Annotated in this window: 14 protein-coding genes; 7 read left to right on the forward strand and 7 right to left on the reverse strand. The window is 61.9% G+C overall.

Annotated elements, in window-relative coordinates:
* The 3 genes from VHB27_RS14695 to VHB27_RS14705 all read left to right on the forward strand — a co-directional run.
* A partial coding sequence (locus VHB27_RS14695; protein WP_325601694.1) for a hypothetical protein occupies positions 1 to 954 on the forward strand: 954 nt, incomplete at its 5' end.
* Positions 955 to 1,469: 515 nt separating this feature from the next.
* Complete coding sequence (locus VHB27_RS14700; protein ID WP_325601696.1) at positions 1,470 to 2,753, forward strand: O-antigen ligase family protein; 1,284 nt, start codon at positions 1,470 to 1,472, stop codon at positions 2,751 to 2,753.
* A 482-nt stretch (positions 2,754 to 3,235) separates the two neighbouring features.
* Positions 3,236 to 4,375, forward strand: a complete 1,140-nt coding sequence (locus VHB27_RS14705; protein WP_325601698.1) for an acyltransferase family protein — start codon at positions 3,236 to 3,238, stop codon at positions 4,373 to 4,375.
* Positions 4,376 to 4,569: 194 nt separating this feature from the next.
* Here VHB27_RS14705 and VHB27_RS14710 read toward each other — a convergent pair whose 3' ends face one another.
* Positions 4,570 to 5,400 carry an MBL fold metallo-hydrolase gene (locus VHB27_RS14710; protein ID WP_325601700.1) on the reverse strand — a complete coding sequence of 277 codons (831 nt, stop codon included), beginning with the start codon at positions 5,398 to 5,400 and terminating at the stop codon, positions 4,570 to 4,572.
* Positions 5,401 to 5,507: 107 nt separating this feature from the next.
* Between VHB27_RS14710 and VHB27_RS14715 the strand changes: the two genes are divergently transcribed.
* From VHB27_RS14715 to VHB27_RS14725, 3 genes are all read left to right on the forward strand, one after another.
* On the forward strand, positions 5,508 to 6,146 hold the full coding sequence (locus tag VHB27_RS14715) for a hypothetical protein (protein WP_325601702.1): 639 nt from the start codon (positions 5,508 to 5,510) through the stop codon (positions 6,144 to 6,146).
* 5 nt (positions 6,147 to 6,151) lie between these two features.
* On the forward strand, positions 6,152 to 7,357 hold the full coding sequence (locus VHB27_RS14720; protein WP_325601704.1) for an ABC transporter substrate-binding protein: 1,206 nt from the start codon (positions 6,152 to 6,154) through the stop codon (positions 7,355 to 7,357).
* Positions 7,358 to 7,471: 114 nt separating this feature from the next.
* Entirely contained in the window at positions 7,472 to 7,840 is a 369-nt protein-coding gene (locus tag VHB27_RS14725; protein WP_325601706.1) for a YraN family protein, read from the forward strand.
* A 27-nt stretch (positions 7,841 to 7,867) separates the two neighbouring features.
* Here the strand turns inward: VHB27_RS14725 and VHB27_RS14730 are convergent, their stop codons facing one another.
* The 4 genes from VHB27_RS14730 to VHB27_RS14745 form a co-directional block, all read right to left on the reverse strand.
* On the reverse strand, positions 7,868 to 8,563 hold the full coding sequence (locus tag VHB27_RS14730; RefSeq protein ID WP_408904006.1) for a hypothetical protein: 696 nt from the start codon (positions 8,561 to 8,563) through the stop codon (positions 7,868 to 7,870).
* Between the two features lie 213 nt (positions 8,564 to 8,776).
* Positions 8,777 to 9,640, reverse strand: coding sequence for a flagellar motor stator protein MotA (motA, locus tag VHB27_RS14735; protein ID WP_325601711.1), 864 nt, complete (start codon positions 9,638 to 9,640; stop codon positions 8,777 to 8,779).
* Between the two features lie 11 nt (positions 9,641 to 9,651).
* Complete coding sequence (locus tag VHB27_RS14740) at positions 9,652 to 10,767, reverse strand: flagellar motor protein MotB (RefSeq protein ID WP_325601714.1); 1,116 nt, start codon at positions 10,765 to 10,767, stop codon at positions 9,652 to 9,654.
* Between the two features lie 132 nt (positions 10,768 to 10,899).
* Positions 10,900 to 12,237, reverse strand: coding sequence for an MFS transporter (locus tag VHB27_RS14745; RefSeq protein WP_325601716.1), 1,338 nt, complete (start codon positions 12,235 to 12,237; stop codon positions 10,900 to 10,902).
* Positions 12,238 to 12,396: 159 nt separating this feature from the next.
* On the opposite strand from VHB27_RS14745, the gene VHB27_RS14750 reads away from it, so the two are divergent.
* Complete coding sequence (locus VHB27_RS14750) at positions 12,397 to 13,359, forward strand: DUF6635 family protein (RefSeq protein ID WP_325601718.1); 963 nt, start codon at positions 12,397 to 12,399, stop codon at positions 13,357 to 13,359.
* 7 nt (positions 13,360 to 13,366) lie between these two features.
* Here the strand turns inward: VHB27_RS14750 and VHB27_RS14755 are convergent, their stop codons facing one another.
* Positions 13,367 to 14,323, reverse strand: coding sequence for an acetamidase/formamidase family protein (locus VHB27_RS14755; RefSeq protein WP_325601722.1), 957 nt, complete (start codon positions 14,321 to 14,323; stop codon positions 13,367 to 13,369).
* A gap of 204 nt (positions 14,324 to 14,527) precedes the next feature.
* Positions 14,528 to 15,778, reverse strand: a 1,251-nt coding sequence (locus VHB27_RS14760) for an amidase (RefSeq protein WP_325601724.1), incomplete at its 5' end; no start/stop codon positions are given.

A 15,778-nucleotide genomic window follows, 5' to 3' on the forward strand; every position in this document is an offset into this window, starting at 1 on the left:
AGTGTTCACCATCTCTGGGCTCTCAACAATATCGTTCATGGCTACGGGCAGGCAGGGATCAATACAAACGAGTCCGACTGGGTCTATGTGCTCCATAACACGACGTACGACAATGCCAACGTCACCTGCGATGCTCAGGGCTCAGGCATCGGTATCGTGGTTGCGAAGGCGACCCCGAACTATACGCTGACGACGATGGACAAGACTTACGCCCCGTACCATCAAATCATCTCGTGGAATGTTTCATACAACAATATCCTTACTCAATGCGGAACCGCCTCGAATCCCTACGATACGGATGGCAACGGCATCATCATGGATACGTTCAATGGATCCGGAGTCGACAACGTACTGTATCCGAACCAAACGCTGGTCGCGAACAACGTCACTTACAACAACGGTGGCCGGGGCGTTGAGATTTTCCGGTCCTCCTATGTCACCGTTTCCAACAACACGGCGTACAATAACAATCTGGACCCCTTCAACTCCGGCTTCCCCAGAGGCGAAATCCATGAAGCCGGTGGTGTTCAAAATGTGTTCACCAACAATGTCGCGATCGCCATACCAGCAGCAAGCACTGCCGATCCGCGATGCAAGGGCGCCTCGTACGACATTGCTCCGGCACCATGTCCATTGATGGCAAATGTTCCGTTGTTGGGTGGTAGCGCTGCTGGCGTCACGGATGCGAACAATACCTGGACCACCAACGTGACCTACGGCGGGAACCCCCCCTGGGGCTGGGGCCCTAACGGGAACGCCATCATCTCGCCGGATACGATGTCCTGCACCTCTAACAAGTGTAACGTGAACCCCTCCTTGGTCGGGGCCTCAAGCTTCAACTTCGCCCTGACGGCTCAGAGCCCGGCTATCGGCTATGGGGCAGCCAAACCCTACTTGGCTACCTCCGCGGTCGACGCAGGCGCCTGCTATCATAGCCTCACGAAGTGTCCATAAGCGGAAGGAGATAGTGCGAACGGACTTCCCTTTAGCCACAGGTTCGCCTGTGGCTAAAGCCATTGGGGACGGGCGCCTTAAAAGGGCGGCGCCGCCGTTTCTTTCCATGGGGACGGAAATCTCGTGGCATCAGCGGCCCCTGTCGTGATAATCCGATATTGAATAGTTGACTAAGGGCAATCTTGACCTGATGCATCGGCAACCGAATGGGACCATCAGTAGTTGTATAGGAATTTTAGCCTAGTCCGTCTTGTTCCATAAATATTGCAATCTGACATTTTTTGTTTTATATACTCCTTGCGCTTCCACGCAATCTTGGGCCGGGACAGACCGAACTTGATCATGCCATCTCATGCGCTTACCCGCGGACGGGTAGGAACTCAGCTTGACGATCTGGTGGCAGTCAGGCAGCAGATTTCTCGCTGGGTCACGTCTGTTTCAAAAAACATATTGGCGACGACGTTCCGCACTGCTCGACAGGATCGGCGTTGTCGTGGGTATGGTGGAAGGCGCCCATGAAGACGCTGGTCAATTGTGCCATCGCTTTCACCATCGTGCAGTGCATGGGTTCCCTCGCCGTCCTCGACCGGACGCTGTACGGGGAGTGGGAAGGCAAGGGCGGTGATAAACTCACGCAATTGCTTAACGTGCTTTCCATCGCGGCGGCGCTGTTTCTCATGTTGCGAAGCCGGGTCACGCTGGCGAGACTTCGGACAATCAATATTCTGCCACTCTTGTATGTTGGCCTAGGGCTGGTGTCCGCAGCCTGGTCAACGGACATGGGCGCCTCGGTCCGGACCGGCATCAACAACGCCTGCGTCGCTGTTGCGGCGCTGGGAATGGTGTACAGCGTTCCGGTCGACAGGATTATGAAAATCACCGTTCTAGTGGCTGTGATGGCAGGTCTCGCCTCGCTGGCGCTGGCATTTACACCCTACGGATACCTTTCGACGGCAATCGGGCATACGGATTTCCGCGGCGCGTTTTCATACAAGAACGCACTTGCGGAGGCCATGACGGGAGGTGTCCTGGCAGCCCTGTATTGCTTCATGGCGGAGCGCAAGGGACGCCTCAAATATGGGGTCGCTATTGTATTTTGCATTGCCATGACTGTTGCGGCGAAATCGTCGACATCCCTGCTGGTGGGACTGGTCTACATCGCCATGCTGACGGTTATGACCTTATATTCACGGCGAGGCGCAGCTCGGATTCTTTGCTATTGCCTAATTGGATGCATGCTAATCGCCCTGACAGTTATCGCCATCGCACCAGACATATTGTTTGAAGCACTTGGAAAGGATGCGACACTGACAGGACGAACGGAGATCTGGCCGTATGTGATTCCAGAAATTTTAAAGAAACCGCTGCTCGGTTGGGGTCTCAACGGATTTTGGCTTCTTTCCAATCCGGATGCGGTCGAGATCGATAGGGCATTGGTCTGGACGGTACCCGAAGCGCACAATGGCCTGCTGGAACTCTTGTTACAGCTCGGCCTAGTCGGCACGATCCTGGTTCTCGTGATCATGTATCGCAGTTTCCGCCAAGCCAAGCTTTGCATCCGATACGCTGATCCCTATCTCGGACGCACTACGATCGCCTTCCTAGTCGGTTTGCTTGTCATGGCTATTAGCGAGGCAATTCTTTTGGCGCCAGGGCAAATCACGACGTTACAATTCTTCTTGTGTGCCTGGATGTGCGACGCCAGCTTAGCGGTCGCCCGACAGAAGCGAAGCATCTACAGTGCGGCTAATCCAGCATTGGCTTCGTTGTATAGGCAAAGGCACTACAGAACCGGTTGACAGACGTTTCCATGCTCCTGACACATCCGGTACAAGTCAGCCACTTACGCGTCGCCGCGGGAATGGGCTCGCGGTGACTGCGACGACACCGGAAGGTCTATCTGATCCACCACTATAAGTAGTGGACAATGCAGATGGAGTCCGATCAAGCGATTTAGTCAAAGTGAAAACCAACTTTGCACCATATACGCTTAAGCAGCCCACTTAAATCGCGCACGGCGTGCAGAACGATTTGCCTCCTGCCAACCTGCGATGACAGTTATTTATTGCAGTATTTTGTTGCAATATTTTGTAGATGTTGTTATAAATTGACATGATCTTTGCTTGTTATCCTGACATCGATCGGCCCCCATCGTTGAACGGGCCATCGGGCCGTTGTTTTCCTCCCGATCCAGCCTCTAGGTTTGCTCCAGCATATTGGTAACCAATACCTCGTCTCAGTTCCGTCGCAGTTTCAACGTTCGACCAGAGGGTTTTCGGCAATGGGCAGCTCAGGCTTGAGAGAAGCGTCTCCACCGCGAGCGTCAGTCGGCTACGTTCCCGAACTGGACGGCGTGAGAGCAGTCGCGATTGGCATCGTCGTTGCCGCGCATTTCAAGCTGATCCCCTATATACCAGGGGGATTCGGGGTAACTCTGTTCTTCTTCCTCAGCGGCTATCTAATCACAACCCTTTTCTTCGCAGAATACTCCAAAACGAAGCGTGTTGATATTCCTCGCTTCTACCTGCGGAGGTGGCTCCGCCTGACGCCATCGCTTGTCATTTCCGTGGCTCTGGCCAATATTTTTTGTGTCTACACCAGAACGGCAGTTGGCGGAGGTCCTATACCGATCGCAACATCGGCGGCCGCACTATTCTATTATACTAATTACTTTGACGTTGCGTCAAACATGACTTTTCAATGGGTTCTTCCATTTGGCGTATACTGGTCTCTGGCGATAGAAGAGCATTTTTACTTGTTATGGCCTTGGTTGGTGCGCCGGACTATCGGTAACGCCGAAAAACTCTGCATGATCGTTGTCGGGTTGGCTGCCGTGGTTTTGCTATGGCGCTTTATCGCCTTCTATCTTCTAGGTTTCTCCTCCGATTATATCTACATGGCCACAGACACCCGCGTCGATTCGATACTTTACGGAGCCTTACTCAGAATAATGTTTGAGACCCGCTGGGGAGAACAGGCCTACCGGATCCTTTCCGGACGAAAGTGCTTTGCCGCTGGCATGCTCGGATTGCTGATGGCGTTCGTCGTTCGCGACGAAGGTTTTAGACAAACAATACGCTACACAATGCAAGGAATTTGTCTGATGCCGTTCTTTACGGCTGTCATTAGCTGGGACCGTGCCAACTTCATACGCAGAATCCTAGCGAGCCGGCCATTTGTCGTGATCGGACAAATGAGTTATTCTATCTATCTCATTCATCACGTCGCGCTAGGGCCCGGCGAACATTATTTCGGTTCGCCGTGGCATCCTTACTCCATCATTATCGCGACGGTTCTCACAGGACTTATTTCATGGTCACTGCTGGTGTTTGTTGATCGCCCTCTTGCGAAGCTGCGCCATCGCTTTCGGACATCTTCCTCCTCCCGAGGGGGGGAAGTGTCAAGCGTTTCAGCGGCCTGACAGCAAGGCGTGTGGGCGTATTTCGGTAGGGGAACAGGTTGATGGCATTGCACGACGCACGGCGAGCCGCGCAAACGTACGGCAGTGCAGCAGCCTATCTGGTTGCAATTGGCCTACTACACGCTCCGTAGCCACCTCAAACGGCCTGCAAGCTGGTCAACAGCCCAAGGCCAGTGCGCCCCCGCCATCCCTCCCTACACCGACACCCACACGTCCCCATCCCGCGTGGCCTTCCCCTCCTCCTCCAGCTTCAGCAGGTGCGCGAGCACGCTGCGCTCCGCCGCCTTGTGAAGCCGGGGTTTCAGCCCGCGATACAGCTTGTCGACAATCGCCGCCGGATCCGTCGGCCCCTCCGTCAGCTTCTTCAGGATCGACTGCTCGCGCAGCACGCGATGGGTCAGCATCTCCCGCACCAGGTTCTGCGGATTGCGCAGCAGCGGGCCATGTCCAGGCAGATAGGCGGCCTCGTCGCGATCCAGCAGCACTTTCAGACTATTGAAGTAATGAGCCATGTTGCCGTCCGGCGGGCTGACGACGCTGGTCGACCAGGACATCACATGATCGGCGCTGAACAGGATGGTCTCATCCTGCCGCGGCAACGAGAAGCACAGATGGTCAGACCGGTGTCCAGGCGTGTGCAAGGCAGTCATCCCGGCAATCGTATCGCCATGGTCCAGCTTGATGTCCGCCTGGAACGTATCGATCGCGCTGGTGCGAAACCCGACCGTCCTGGCACCGGTGGCCGCTTTCAACGCCGGTACCGCCCCGACATGGTCATGATGCGTATGCGATACGACGATCAGCGCCACCTTGCCGTCGGTGTGGCGCAGGATGGCCTCGATATGCTCCGGATCATCCTCCGGACCGGGATCGAGGACGATCGTCCCGTCCGCACTGTCGATCAGCCATGTGTTGGTCCCAAAGAATGTCATCGGGCCCGGGTTGTTCGCCACGATCCGGCTGATTCCCGGCAAGATCTCCAGCCTGGCGCCCCGCTCGGGTTCCGGTTCGGTCAGGAAGGGCATATCGCACATCTCCTTTGATCATTCGGCTGCATGCCTCAATCCGCCGGGACTGGCAACGCCGGCGGCGGCGTGCCAGACTGCCGATAAACAAAGGGAGGGCGGGCAGCATGGCCAAGGGGCTGTTGCTGATGGCGTTTGATTTGCGGACGACCCATGCCGACGAATTCCACGCCTGGTATGACCGGGAACATGTCCCGGAACGTCTCCGGGTTCCTGGTTTCCTCAACGCAGAGCGCTGGATCGGAGAGGACGATCCCAATCTTCACATCGCCACCTACGACCTCGCCAGCCATTCCGTTCTCCGATCCCCCGCCTATCTGGCAGTGAGCGGAGCACATCAGACGCCATGGACCAAGCGTGTGACTGCCATGGCCCGGCGCCTGCTGCGGTTCGAGGGAACGCAGATCGTGCCCGGTGACGCCGCCGCACCGGAGGGCGCGGGCGGTCTGCTCATGGCGGCGATCACCCCCAAGCCCGGCACCGAGGCCGAGTTCACCGCCTGGTACAACGAAGAGCACCTGCCACAGCTTGCCGCCGTCCCCGGCGTGCTCGCCGCCCGCCGGTTCCAGGCCGCCGACCGCGCGTCGGAGCGTGGGTTCGTCGCCGTCTACCACCTGCGCGACGTGGCCGTTTCACATTCGGACGCCTGGGCCAAGGCGGCGCATACACCATGGACGGAACGGATGCGGCCGCACCTGCTCGACACCATAGTCATGAGAATGAAACGTTACCAAGGAAAGGTTTGACCCATATGCTCACACGCCGCAGGGCCCTGATCCTGTCAGGGACCGCACTCGCCGCGCCGCTCGCCGTGCCCCAGATCGCGCCGGCGAAGGAGGCCCCCGGCGTGACCGACAAGGAATTGCTGATCGGCCAGACCATGCCCTATTCCGGACCCGCATCGAGCTATGCGCCGATCGGACGAACCGAGCTGGCATATGTGAAGATGATCAACGATCAAGGTGGGATCAACGGGCGGAAGATCAAGCTGCTATCGCTGGACGACGGCTATAGCCCGCCCAAGACGGTCGAGCAGACCCGCAAGCTGGTCGAGGAAGAAGGCGTCGCCTGCCTGATGCAGCCGCTGGGCACGCCGACCAACGTGGCGACGCGCAAATACCTGAATGCGAAGAAAGTACCGCAGCTTTTCATCGCGTCGGGAAACACCGGGTTCGACGATCCCCAGCACTATCCGTGGACCATCGGCTGGCAGGTCAGCTATCAGATCGAAGGGCGTATCTACGCAAGATATATACTCAGCCAGAAGCCCAACGCGAAGATCGGCGTGCTGTATCAGAACGACGATTCCGGTCTGGATTTCCTGAAGGGCTTCAAGGACGCGCTTGGCGACAAGGTGAACCAGATCGTCAAGATCACCAGCTACGAACCGACCGATCCGACGATCGATTCGCAGATCGTGGAGCTGCAAGCCTCCGGCGCGGATGCGCTGTTCACCGGAGGGATTCCCAAGTTCGGCGCCATGGCGCTGCGCAAGGTACGCGACCTGAACTGGAACCCGCTCTACGTGATCACCACGACGATGGCCTCGGTCTCCTCGGGCATCGCGCCGGCGGGGCTGGACAAAGGGATCGGGCTGGTGACCGGGTCGTACATGAAGGACCCATCCGATCCTCAGTGGAAGGCCGATCCCGGCTACAAGGACTGGCTGGCGTTCATGCGGAAATACCAGCCCGACGGCGATCTTACGGACATCAACAACGTCTACGGCTATTGCGGCGCGCAGACCGGGATGCAGGTCTTCAAGCAATGCGGCAACGACCTGTCGCGGGAAAACATCATGAAGCAGGCCGCGAACCTGGATATCCAGTTGCCGATGTTCCACGCCGGCATCCGGTTCACGACCACGCCGACGGACTTCCTGGCGATCAAGCGGTTGCGGTTGCAACGGTTCGACGGCAAGGCCTGGGTTCCGTTCGGCGAGCCGATGCAGGCTTGATGACGACGCTTCGGTTCACGGCCTGACGCGCGGGGGGAACGAGTTTACCGTTTGTTAGCCCCCCTCCGTCATTCTGCCCGCATGCCTCCATCCCACCGGGCCGCGGCGCTTGGCGTGCGTCCTTTGACCAGTCACGCCGCCGGTCTCGCGGCCGAGGCGACGGCTCGCCGCGCGATCGAAGCGGATGGCTGGGCCGTGCTGGGCCAGCGCGTCCGTACCCCGGCGGGCGAGATCGACCTCATTGCCGACAAAGAAGGCCTTCTTGCCATCATCGAAGTGAAGGCTCGCCCGACCCTCGCTCAGGCGGCGGCGGCGTTGACGCGCCGGCAGATGAACCGGTTGACCGCGGCGTGCGAGATGCTGCTTTGCCTGCATCCGGATTGGGGTCGGAAGGGCGTCCGGTTCGACGTGATCCTGGTCGATCCGGCGGGGCGTGTACGGCGGATCAGGGACGCTTTCCGTGTCGGTGATCCCATGGACTGAAGGGGGGACGAAGGCGGGTGGCTGAGGCTAATGTGCTCCCGCGACCAGCAGCCCAGGGGCGGCCTGGGCCTGCATCAGGTACATCACCGCGTCGCCGAACCAACGCGTTTGGAATGCCATGCGTACCGGGATTGGCGGCGCGCCCGCAACCGGCGATGCGATCCAGATCGAGCCACGGAACGGTCGGGCATCGGCGGAATCACCGGTTTTCATGCCGGCGATCGGGGTGCCGGTGAAATCGCATCGCAGCGTCGATCCGGTGAACCACGATCCGCGATAGGGGCCCAGTGTCTCAGGTCCAACGGTGCGGCTGACGAACTGGATGATGCGGTGGCCGTCAAAAGTCCTGTCGGAAAGATCGCAACGTCTGGCCAATGTGGCCTCGCGCAGCAGATCAATCATTGCGCTGAGCGTGTCGATCGACCCGGCTTTCAGCGAATTGGGCACCGGCCCCCGCTCCTGCGCGTCGGCTGGATCCAACTGCCGGACCACGGGCATGCCCGCGACGAATGCGATGTCCGCCAGCCGCGGATCGCCTCTCCAGGATCCCTGGGCATGCCAATCGGTCGGCTGCGCCATGTTGCCTTGCCAGACGCCCGTGACGGTCGTGTCGTTCACGCCTCGGGAGAACAGGTTGACGAGGCCCGTGGTATGATAAGCTAGATGCACTTGGTACGATCGCGGCCCCATTTCGATGCCGGTCTTTACATCGGCGATCTGCAAACCGCCGGCGTAGAGTTCGTAATGACTCTCGACCGGCACGGGCGCCTGCGCCGTCGCGGCGCCGTGCCATAGGATGCTGCCCAGAACGCCAGCCAACCCCGCGTTCCGCAGGCCGTTTGGCAGCAGGCCACGTGGCAACAGGCCGGTCAGGCGCGATTTCATATCCGTAGTGTGCGCCGGACCGATGAAAAAGCAAGATATGGGACGTTCCTGTTACACCTTGATCGCGTCAGTCGCCTCCTCCAGCTCCAGGAACGTCGGCATGTGCTGGGACGGCACCATTTTCCGCCCGGTCTCGACGCTGACCGGCGGGGCATTGCCGTGCAGGTGGCTGACCAGCACGGCGCGAATCACCTCCAGGTATTTGGCTTCCTCCTCCACCACGCCGCGCATGCGATTGGAGAACGGGCCGGCAATCCCGTAGGCCAACAGGACGCCCAGGAACGTGCCGACCAGCGCGCCGCCGATCATGGCGCCCAACACGGCCGGCGGCTGGTCGATATGCGACATCGTCTTCACCACGCCCAGCACCGCCGCCACAATTCCCAGTGCCGGCAGCGCATCCGCCATGGTCTGCATCATGTGCGAGGGATGCAGTTCCTCCGCCAGCGTCTTCTTCAACTCGCGCATGATCAGGTCCTCGATCTGATTCGGATCGTCGGCGTTCATGGTGAACATGCGCAGGTAGTCGCAGATCATCGTCAGCGCGTGATGGTTCTTCAGGACCTTCGGGAATTTCTGGAAGATCTCGCTCTCGGCCGGCTGCTCGACATGGGCTTCGATCGCCACCACGCCTTTGTTGGAGGCGAGCTTCGTCAGGTGGAACAGCAAGCTCAGCAGGTCGACGTAATCGCCCTTCCGGAACGCTGCCCCTTTCAGCATCTTGACCATCGCGCCGCCCAGATGCTTCAGGTCATTGATGCTGTTGGCCATCACGCAGGTGCCGACGGCCGCGCCGCCGATCGTCCACATCTCGAACGGCAGAGCCTCGACCAGCGGCCCCAGGCTGCCGCCCGACACGATATAGCTGCCGAAGACGCACAAGAGCAGGAACACTAAGCCGCCGACTGTGAGCATGCGTTCCTCCTTTAATGCGTGATAGCGGCAGGCGGCGTCGACGCTTGGGATGCCGAGGTTTGGGGCAGTGCCGCCGGGGGCGGATCATGCAGCACCATGATGGCGATCCGGCGATTGGCAGCGGCCATTGGATCGTTCGGCAGCAACGGCTCACGGTCCGCGTGGCCGGTGACGGACTGAACCCGAGCATCGGGGAATCCGCCCTCCACCAGCAGGCGGCGCGTGGCATTGGCGCGTTCAGTCGACAGTTCCCAGTTCGTACGGCCCGGCCCCGGAAACGGCTGCGCGTCGGTATGTCCGGCGATCGAGATCGATTTGTTCAGCTTCATCAGTACCGGCACGATCTTCTGGATCAGCAGCCGGGTACGCTCATTCGGCACGGAGGACCCGCTTGGGAACATCGGCAACTTCACCTCATCCATGATCTGTATGCGCAGGCCCTGCGGCGTCATGTCGACCGCAAGCTGCTTCGACAGTTCCGCCAGCGCTGGATCGTTCCGGACCGCGTCCTTGATCTGCTGGGCCGCACGCTCGAACGACGCCTTCTCGGCCTGGCGCATCGCCGCCTGCAGGTCGACGTCGCCCGGCGTGCGGGTCAGCGGCTGACCGTCACGCTGCTCGCTCATCGGTCCACCAGGCCCGACGGCCTGGCGACGCCCCGACTGGCCGCGCGCATTGGGATCGGGTTTGTCGTCCTGGTCCATGTCGTCGGGGACCGGACCGCGCCCTACCCCGTCGCCCTGCCGCGCATGATGGCTGTTCTGTGAAACGGGATCGTCGCCGTCATCGGTCATGTCCACGACCGGCCGCTTGCCCACTGTCACCTGCACGGTGCCGCGGTCGGACGCCAACTCCCCGTTGTCATAGGGCGTATGCCCGCCAAACGGCTCACCCGACCCGGATGAGGCGTGCGACATCAGGTTGCTGGGGCTGAAATAATCGGCGAGGCCCTTGCGCTGCGCCTCGGTCGTCGCGTTCAGCAGCCACATCAGCAGGAAGAACGCCATCATCGCGGTGACGAAGTCGGCGTATGCGACCTTCCAGGCGCCGCCATGGTGGGCGCCATGCACCTCCTCGGTCTTGCGGATGATGATACCCGCGCCCTTTTTGCCGTCCCTGCGTGCCATGCTTGTAGGCCAGCCCCTGCCGAGGACCGCGCGTCATGGACACGCGATGCGCCGCTTCATCGAATCAGACGGCTGGCCACGCCGTGGCCAGCCACCCGAAGCGGACTATCGCGATGAAAGGTTAAAGCTTCCCTAAGCCGACCTGCCGATCGGCGAAACCGGGACGGTGCGCGGTTGGCCACGCCCGACCAGCAGCACCGCCACGGTGCCGACCAGCGCCAGGATGGCGATCGGCATGATCGCCAGCGGAAAGCTGCCGGTCGCGGACTTGATCCAGCCGATCAGGAAGTTCGCGAAGAAACCCGACAGGTTGCCCAGGGCATTGATCTGCGCCAGGCCCACCGCAGCCACCGGCGCGGACAGCCATTCCGACGACAACGCCCAGAACGGCCCTTTGCTCGCGTAAGTTCCGGCCAGGACCAGCGTCAGGATCGGCAGCAGCACCCAGAGGTTAGGGGCCCAGAACGTGGCGATCATCGCCAGGCCCATCCACCCCAGCGGCAGCGCGTTGTGCCAGACCCGCTCCCCGGTGCGGTCCGACGAGCGACCCCACAGGACCATCCACACCGCCGAGATCGCATAGGGCACGGCGTTCAGGAAGCCGGTCTCCAGGTTGCTCAGCCCGAAAGACTTGATCACCTGCGGCTGCCAGACGGCCATCGCCGACGACGCGCCCGCCGCCCCGGAATAGACCAGCGCCATCACCAGCACATGCTTGTTGACCATGGTCTGCCAGACCGACAACTGCTTCACCTTGGTCGTCCGGCTCCGCTCCGAGGCCAGTTTGCCGGTCAGCCAGGCGCGTTCCGCGGGGCTCAGCCACGTAGCGTTCTCCGGCCGATCGGTCAGCCAGACGAAGCTGAAGACGCCCATCAGCACGGCCGGTATCGCTTCCAGGACGAACACCCATTGCCAGCCGCCAAGGCCCAGCACGCCGTCCAGGCCCAGGATGGCGCCCGAAATCGGCGATCCGGTCAGTCCTGCCACCGGGATCGCCACCATGAAGATGCCGACGATCTTGGCGCGGTATTCGGATGGGAACCAATAGGTCAGGTACAGGATGACGCCGGGAAAGAACCCGGCCTCCGCCGCGCCCAGCAGGAAGCGCAGCACCAGGAAACTGGTCGATCCGGTGATCAGTGCGCAGGCCCCCGAGATGATCCCCCAGGAGATCATGATGCGCGCGATCCAGCGGCTCGCGCCGAACCGCTCCAGCCCCAGGTTGCTGGGCACTTCCAGGATAAAGTAGCCGATGAAGAAGATGCCGGCGCCCAGGCCGAAAATGGTCGGATCGATGCCGAGGGCCTTGTTCATCTGCAAGGAAGCGAAGCCGACATTGACCCGGTCGATATACGCAACCAGATAGGCAGCGAGCAGGAATGGCATCAGGCGCCAGAACACCCGCTTCATCACGGCAGCTTCCAGGGTCGCGTCGTCTTGCTGCCCGCCGCCAGTTCGCGTCGTGGACATTGTCCCTCCTTGGATTGTTTTATGAAACTTTAGACAGATTCCACCACTCTGGCATAGAGCGAAAGATAACGAAAACGGTGGGCCATGGACCAGGCTTTGACACATGACAATACAGGCGTAACAAAAGACGGAACCGGCGATGATGAGACCGATTCCGGAATGAACGACCTGGCGCGTGACATCGTCAGTGATGGCATCCGAAACTATTTCGTGAGTCGCAGGTCACGCGTGCCGACTTTCGTCGACGCCAACTTCTCGCTGCGCGGGTCGATGCGCCTGCACCGCTCGGCATTGGGATGGGACATCGCCAAGGCGCCGTTCAACCTGACCATGGCCGGCCCGCAGGTCGGCCTTCTCCTCGCCGCCCAGTTCGCCCGCAAGCTCGGCGTGCCGCGCGTGGCCAATCGTCTAGGCAATACGCGGCTGGTTGTCGATACGGCCGTCGGGCGGGAACTCGCCTGGCGGCTGCATGCCGATCTGCTGGAACTGCCCTATCGCGACGGCAGCCGCGTGGCGAAGCGTGACGCACTCGCCGAAACCATTCTGGCCGATCCCCGCGTGGTCCAGGCCGTGGCCCCCGCGCTCGAAACCCTGATCGCCCGAGGTGACGATCCGGCGCTCCGCCATCGTCTCGAGCTCGCAATGGACGAATACGCGCGTACCCGAGCGGCGGCGAGTGAGATCACGACGGCGCTGTTGAGCCTGAGCGCGGGGGCGCTGGCGCTGCGCAAGCTGACGCCGGGGGCGTTGTCGCTTGGCCCGACGCTGGCAACAGCCATCGCCCAGCGGGCCGCCGTCATGTCCTTCCCGATGGGCGGCGCGCTCGGGTCGCTGTGGTATTCGCTGTTCCCGATCGCGCCCTCGGCGGTGCTGGTGGCGGGACTGACCGGCGGCCTGCTGGCGGCGTCCACGCTGGCCTCGGCCTTTGCGGGGGTCGTGGCCGATCCGGTGCAGCGGAAGCTGGGGCTGCACCAGATGCGGCTGCGCCGGTTGCTGGATGCGCTGGAGCGGCAGATGGAGGACCCCGCTGCCCCTGGCTTCGCGGTCCACGACCACTACGTCGCGCGGCTGTTGGACCTGCTGGACGTCGCCGGCGCGGTGGTGCGGCTGGCGGCGCGGTGAAACCGGTTTAGAACAGCAGGCCTTTCTTCAGCATGCCGTGAATGCCCTTCTCCCCGTTCACCGTCTGGGTGACGTGGAAATCCACGGCCAGCGAGCAGAACGCATAGGCCTGCTCGCGCGACAAGTTGGTGCGGCTGGTGATGAACGCGATCATCTCCCGCAGCGCCTGCTTCATCGCCTGGTCGAGGTCTTCGTTCAGGCCCATGCTGATGAAATGCGTCGGCGTCTCGGCCTTCGGCATCGCCAGCAGCGGGTGTGACGGGGTTTCGGCCTTGTGCAGCGTGAAGGTGAAGGTCCCGGTCAGGCACATCTCCAACGCCGTGACGCAGACCTCGCCGTCGCCTTGCACACCGTGACCGTCGCCAACCGAGAAATTGCCGCCCGGCACCCAGACCGGCAGGAACAGCGTGCTGCCGGCGGTCAGTTCCTTGTTGTCGAGATTGCCGCCATGGATGCGCGGCTCCTTGGAAGCGATGGTGCCGAAGGCCGGCGGCGGGGCGACGCCCATGACGCCGAAGAACGGCGCGAGCGGCAGTTCCGTGCCCCAGGGCAGCGTGCAGACATGGCGGTCCTTGTCCACCTTGATGTGCATCAGCGTGATGTCGTGGAAGTCCTCGGGCAGCGTGCCGGCCAGCGGGCGGATCAGGTTGTAGCCCCAGTCGGCGCCGGGCTCGATCGCGTCGATGCGGATCTCCAGCATGTCGCCGGGCATCGCGCCGTCGATGGCGATCGGCCCGGTGACGATGTGGCCCGCGCTATAGGTCGGGTTGGCGTCGAGGATCGCCGCCAGCGCCGGGGGGATGCTGAGGCCGGCGGAGGCCGGCGGCAGCACGTCCTTGCGGCCGGACACGCATTGGACGGTGACGGTGTCGCCGGACCGGATGGTCATGACCGGCGGATAGGTCGCGTTGAAGACGCCCAGGCGGACGGTCTCGGGACTGGCGTGCAGGGTATGATGGGTCATGGGTGCCTTATTGGGGAATGTGGTTGGGTTACTTGATGGGATCGTTTCCCCCGCCCTTTCTTCTGTCCCACCTCATGGCCGGCTTCGTGCCGGCTACCCACGACTTTGAGGCCCTCAATACCGCAAGTCGCGGGTGGCCGGCACAAGGCCGGCTGTGACGAACAGAAGGAGATGGGGGCCGATGGGAATACCGGCGCCTTCCGCCTACCCCACCATCGCCGGCCTTGGGTTCCGGTGCGGCGTGGCCTTCTCGAACGCGTCGGCGACCTGGAAGACCTTCGCCTCCTGGAACGGCGTGCCGACGATCTGCAGCGACAGCGGCAGCCCGTTAGGGCCGAATCCCGAGCAGACGCTGATCGCCGGATAGCCGGAGACATTGAACGGGATGGTGAAGCTCGGACGCGCGAAGACGTCCCAGCGTTCGACGCCGTCGAGTTTCGGCGCCTCCCCGGCCGCGCCGGCGGTGACCACCACGTCCAGCCCTGCCATCGCCGCCTTCAACTCGTCCCGCAGTTCCCGCCGCCGGCGCACCGCCTGTACGTAATCCACGCCTGAGACCAGCGCGCCCAGCATCAACCGCCGCTGCACCCGGTCGCCGAAATCGCCCAGCCGGGTCCGCGCCCATTCGTCATAGGCGGCGGCGCGTTCGGTCATCGAGATCAACGACCCGCAAGCGTGCCAATCCTGCAATGGGGAGAGCGTGACCTCGCTGATCTCGGCGCCGAGGTCTCGGAACACCATCACCGCGTCATCGATCGCCTTGATGGTCGGCGCGCTGACCCGGCTGTCCTGCTCATGGAAGTGGCGGATGATGCCGATCCGGACACCCTTGAGGCTCATGCCCAGGAGCGCGGTGTAATCGGGAACAGGCCTGTTGGCGCTGGCGGGATCGCGCGGGTCGTGGCCGGCGAGGGTTTGCAGCATCAGCGCGCAATCCTCGGCGGTCCAGGCCATCGGCCCGATATGGTCCAGGCTGAACGCCGCCGGGGCCACGCCGGCGCGGGAGACGAGCCCATAGGTCGGCTTGATGCCGGCGATGCCGCAGAGCGCGGCGGGCCCGCGGATCGAGCCGCCGGTGTCGGTGCCGATGCCGCAGAGGATCATCCCCGAGGCCACGGCCGCGCCGGTGCCGCTGGAGGAGCCGGCGGTGAAGTGCTCGGGATTCCATGGATTGGCGGCAGGCGGCTTGGGCAGGTCGAAGGATGGGCCGCCATCGGCGAATTCATGGGTCGTCAGCTTGCCCATCAGGACACTGCCGGCCTCGGCCAGTTTCGTGGCGCAGGTGGCATCGGTCTCGGGGATGTTGTCCTGCAGGATCGCGGACTGGCAGGTGGTCGGCAGGCCCTTGGTATCGACGATGTCCTTCAGGCCGATCGGGATGCCGTGCAGCCTGGATTTCGGGCCGGATTGCATGATCTCCGCCTCGGCCGTCCTGGCGTCGGCCAACGCGCGCTC

Source organism: Rhodopila sp. (genome assembly GCF_035548235.1).
Classification (GTDB): domain Bacteria; phylum Pseudomonadota; class Alphaproteobacteria; order Acetobacterales; family Acetobacteraceae; genus Rhodopila.

Bases quoted from the DNA above. Each gene is read 5' to 3' on its own strand.
- VHB27_RS14715 (WP_325601702.1), top strand. From the start codon at position 5,508: ATGGCCAAGGGGCTGTTGCTGATGGCGTTTGATTTGCGGACGACCCAT.
- VHB27_RS14750 (WP_325601718.1), top strand. From the start codon at position 12,397: ATGAACGACCTGGCGCGTGACATCGTCAGTGATGGCATCCGAAACTAT.
- VHB27_RS14745 (WP_325601716.1), bottom strand. From the start codon at position 12,237: ATGTCCACGACGCGAACTGGCGGCGGGCAGCAAGACGACGCGACCCTG.
- VHB27_RS14720 (WP_325601704.1), top strand. From the start codon at position 6,152: ATGCTCACACGCCGCAGGGCCCTGATCCTGTCAGGGACCGCACTCGCC.
- motA (WP_325601711.1), bottom strand. From the start codon at position 9,640: ATGCTCACAGTCGGCGGCTTAGTGTTCCTGCTCTTGTGCGTCTTCGGC.
- VHB27_RS14710 (WP_325601700.1), bottom strand. From the start codon at position 5,400: ATGCCCTTCCTGACCGAACCGGAACCCGAGCGGGGCGCCAGGCTGGAG.
- VHB27_RS14755 (WP_325601722.1), bottom strand. From the start codon at position 14,323: ATGACCCATCATACCCTGCACGCCAGTCCCGAGACCGTCCGCCTGGGC.
- VHB27_RS14740 (WP_325601714.1), bottom strand. From the start codon at position 10,767: ATGGCACGCAGGGACGGCAAAAAGGGCGCGGGTATCATCATCCGCAAG.
- VHB27_RS14705 (WP_325601698.1), top strand. From the start codon at position 3,236: ATGGGCAGCTCAGGCTTGAGAGAAGCGTCTCCACCGCGAGCGTCAGTC.
- VHB27_RS14700 (WP_325601696.1), top strand. From the start codon at position 1,470: ATGAAGACGCTGGTCAATTGTGCCATCGCTTTCACCATCGTGCAGTGC.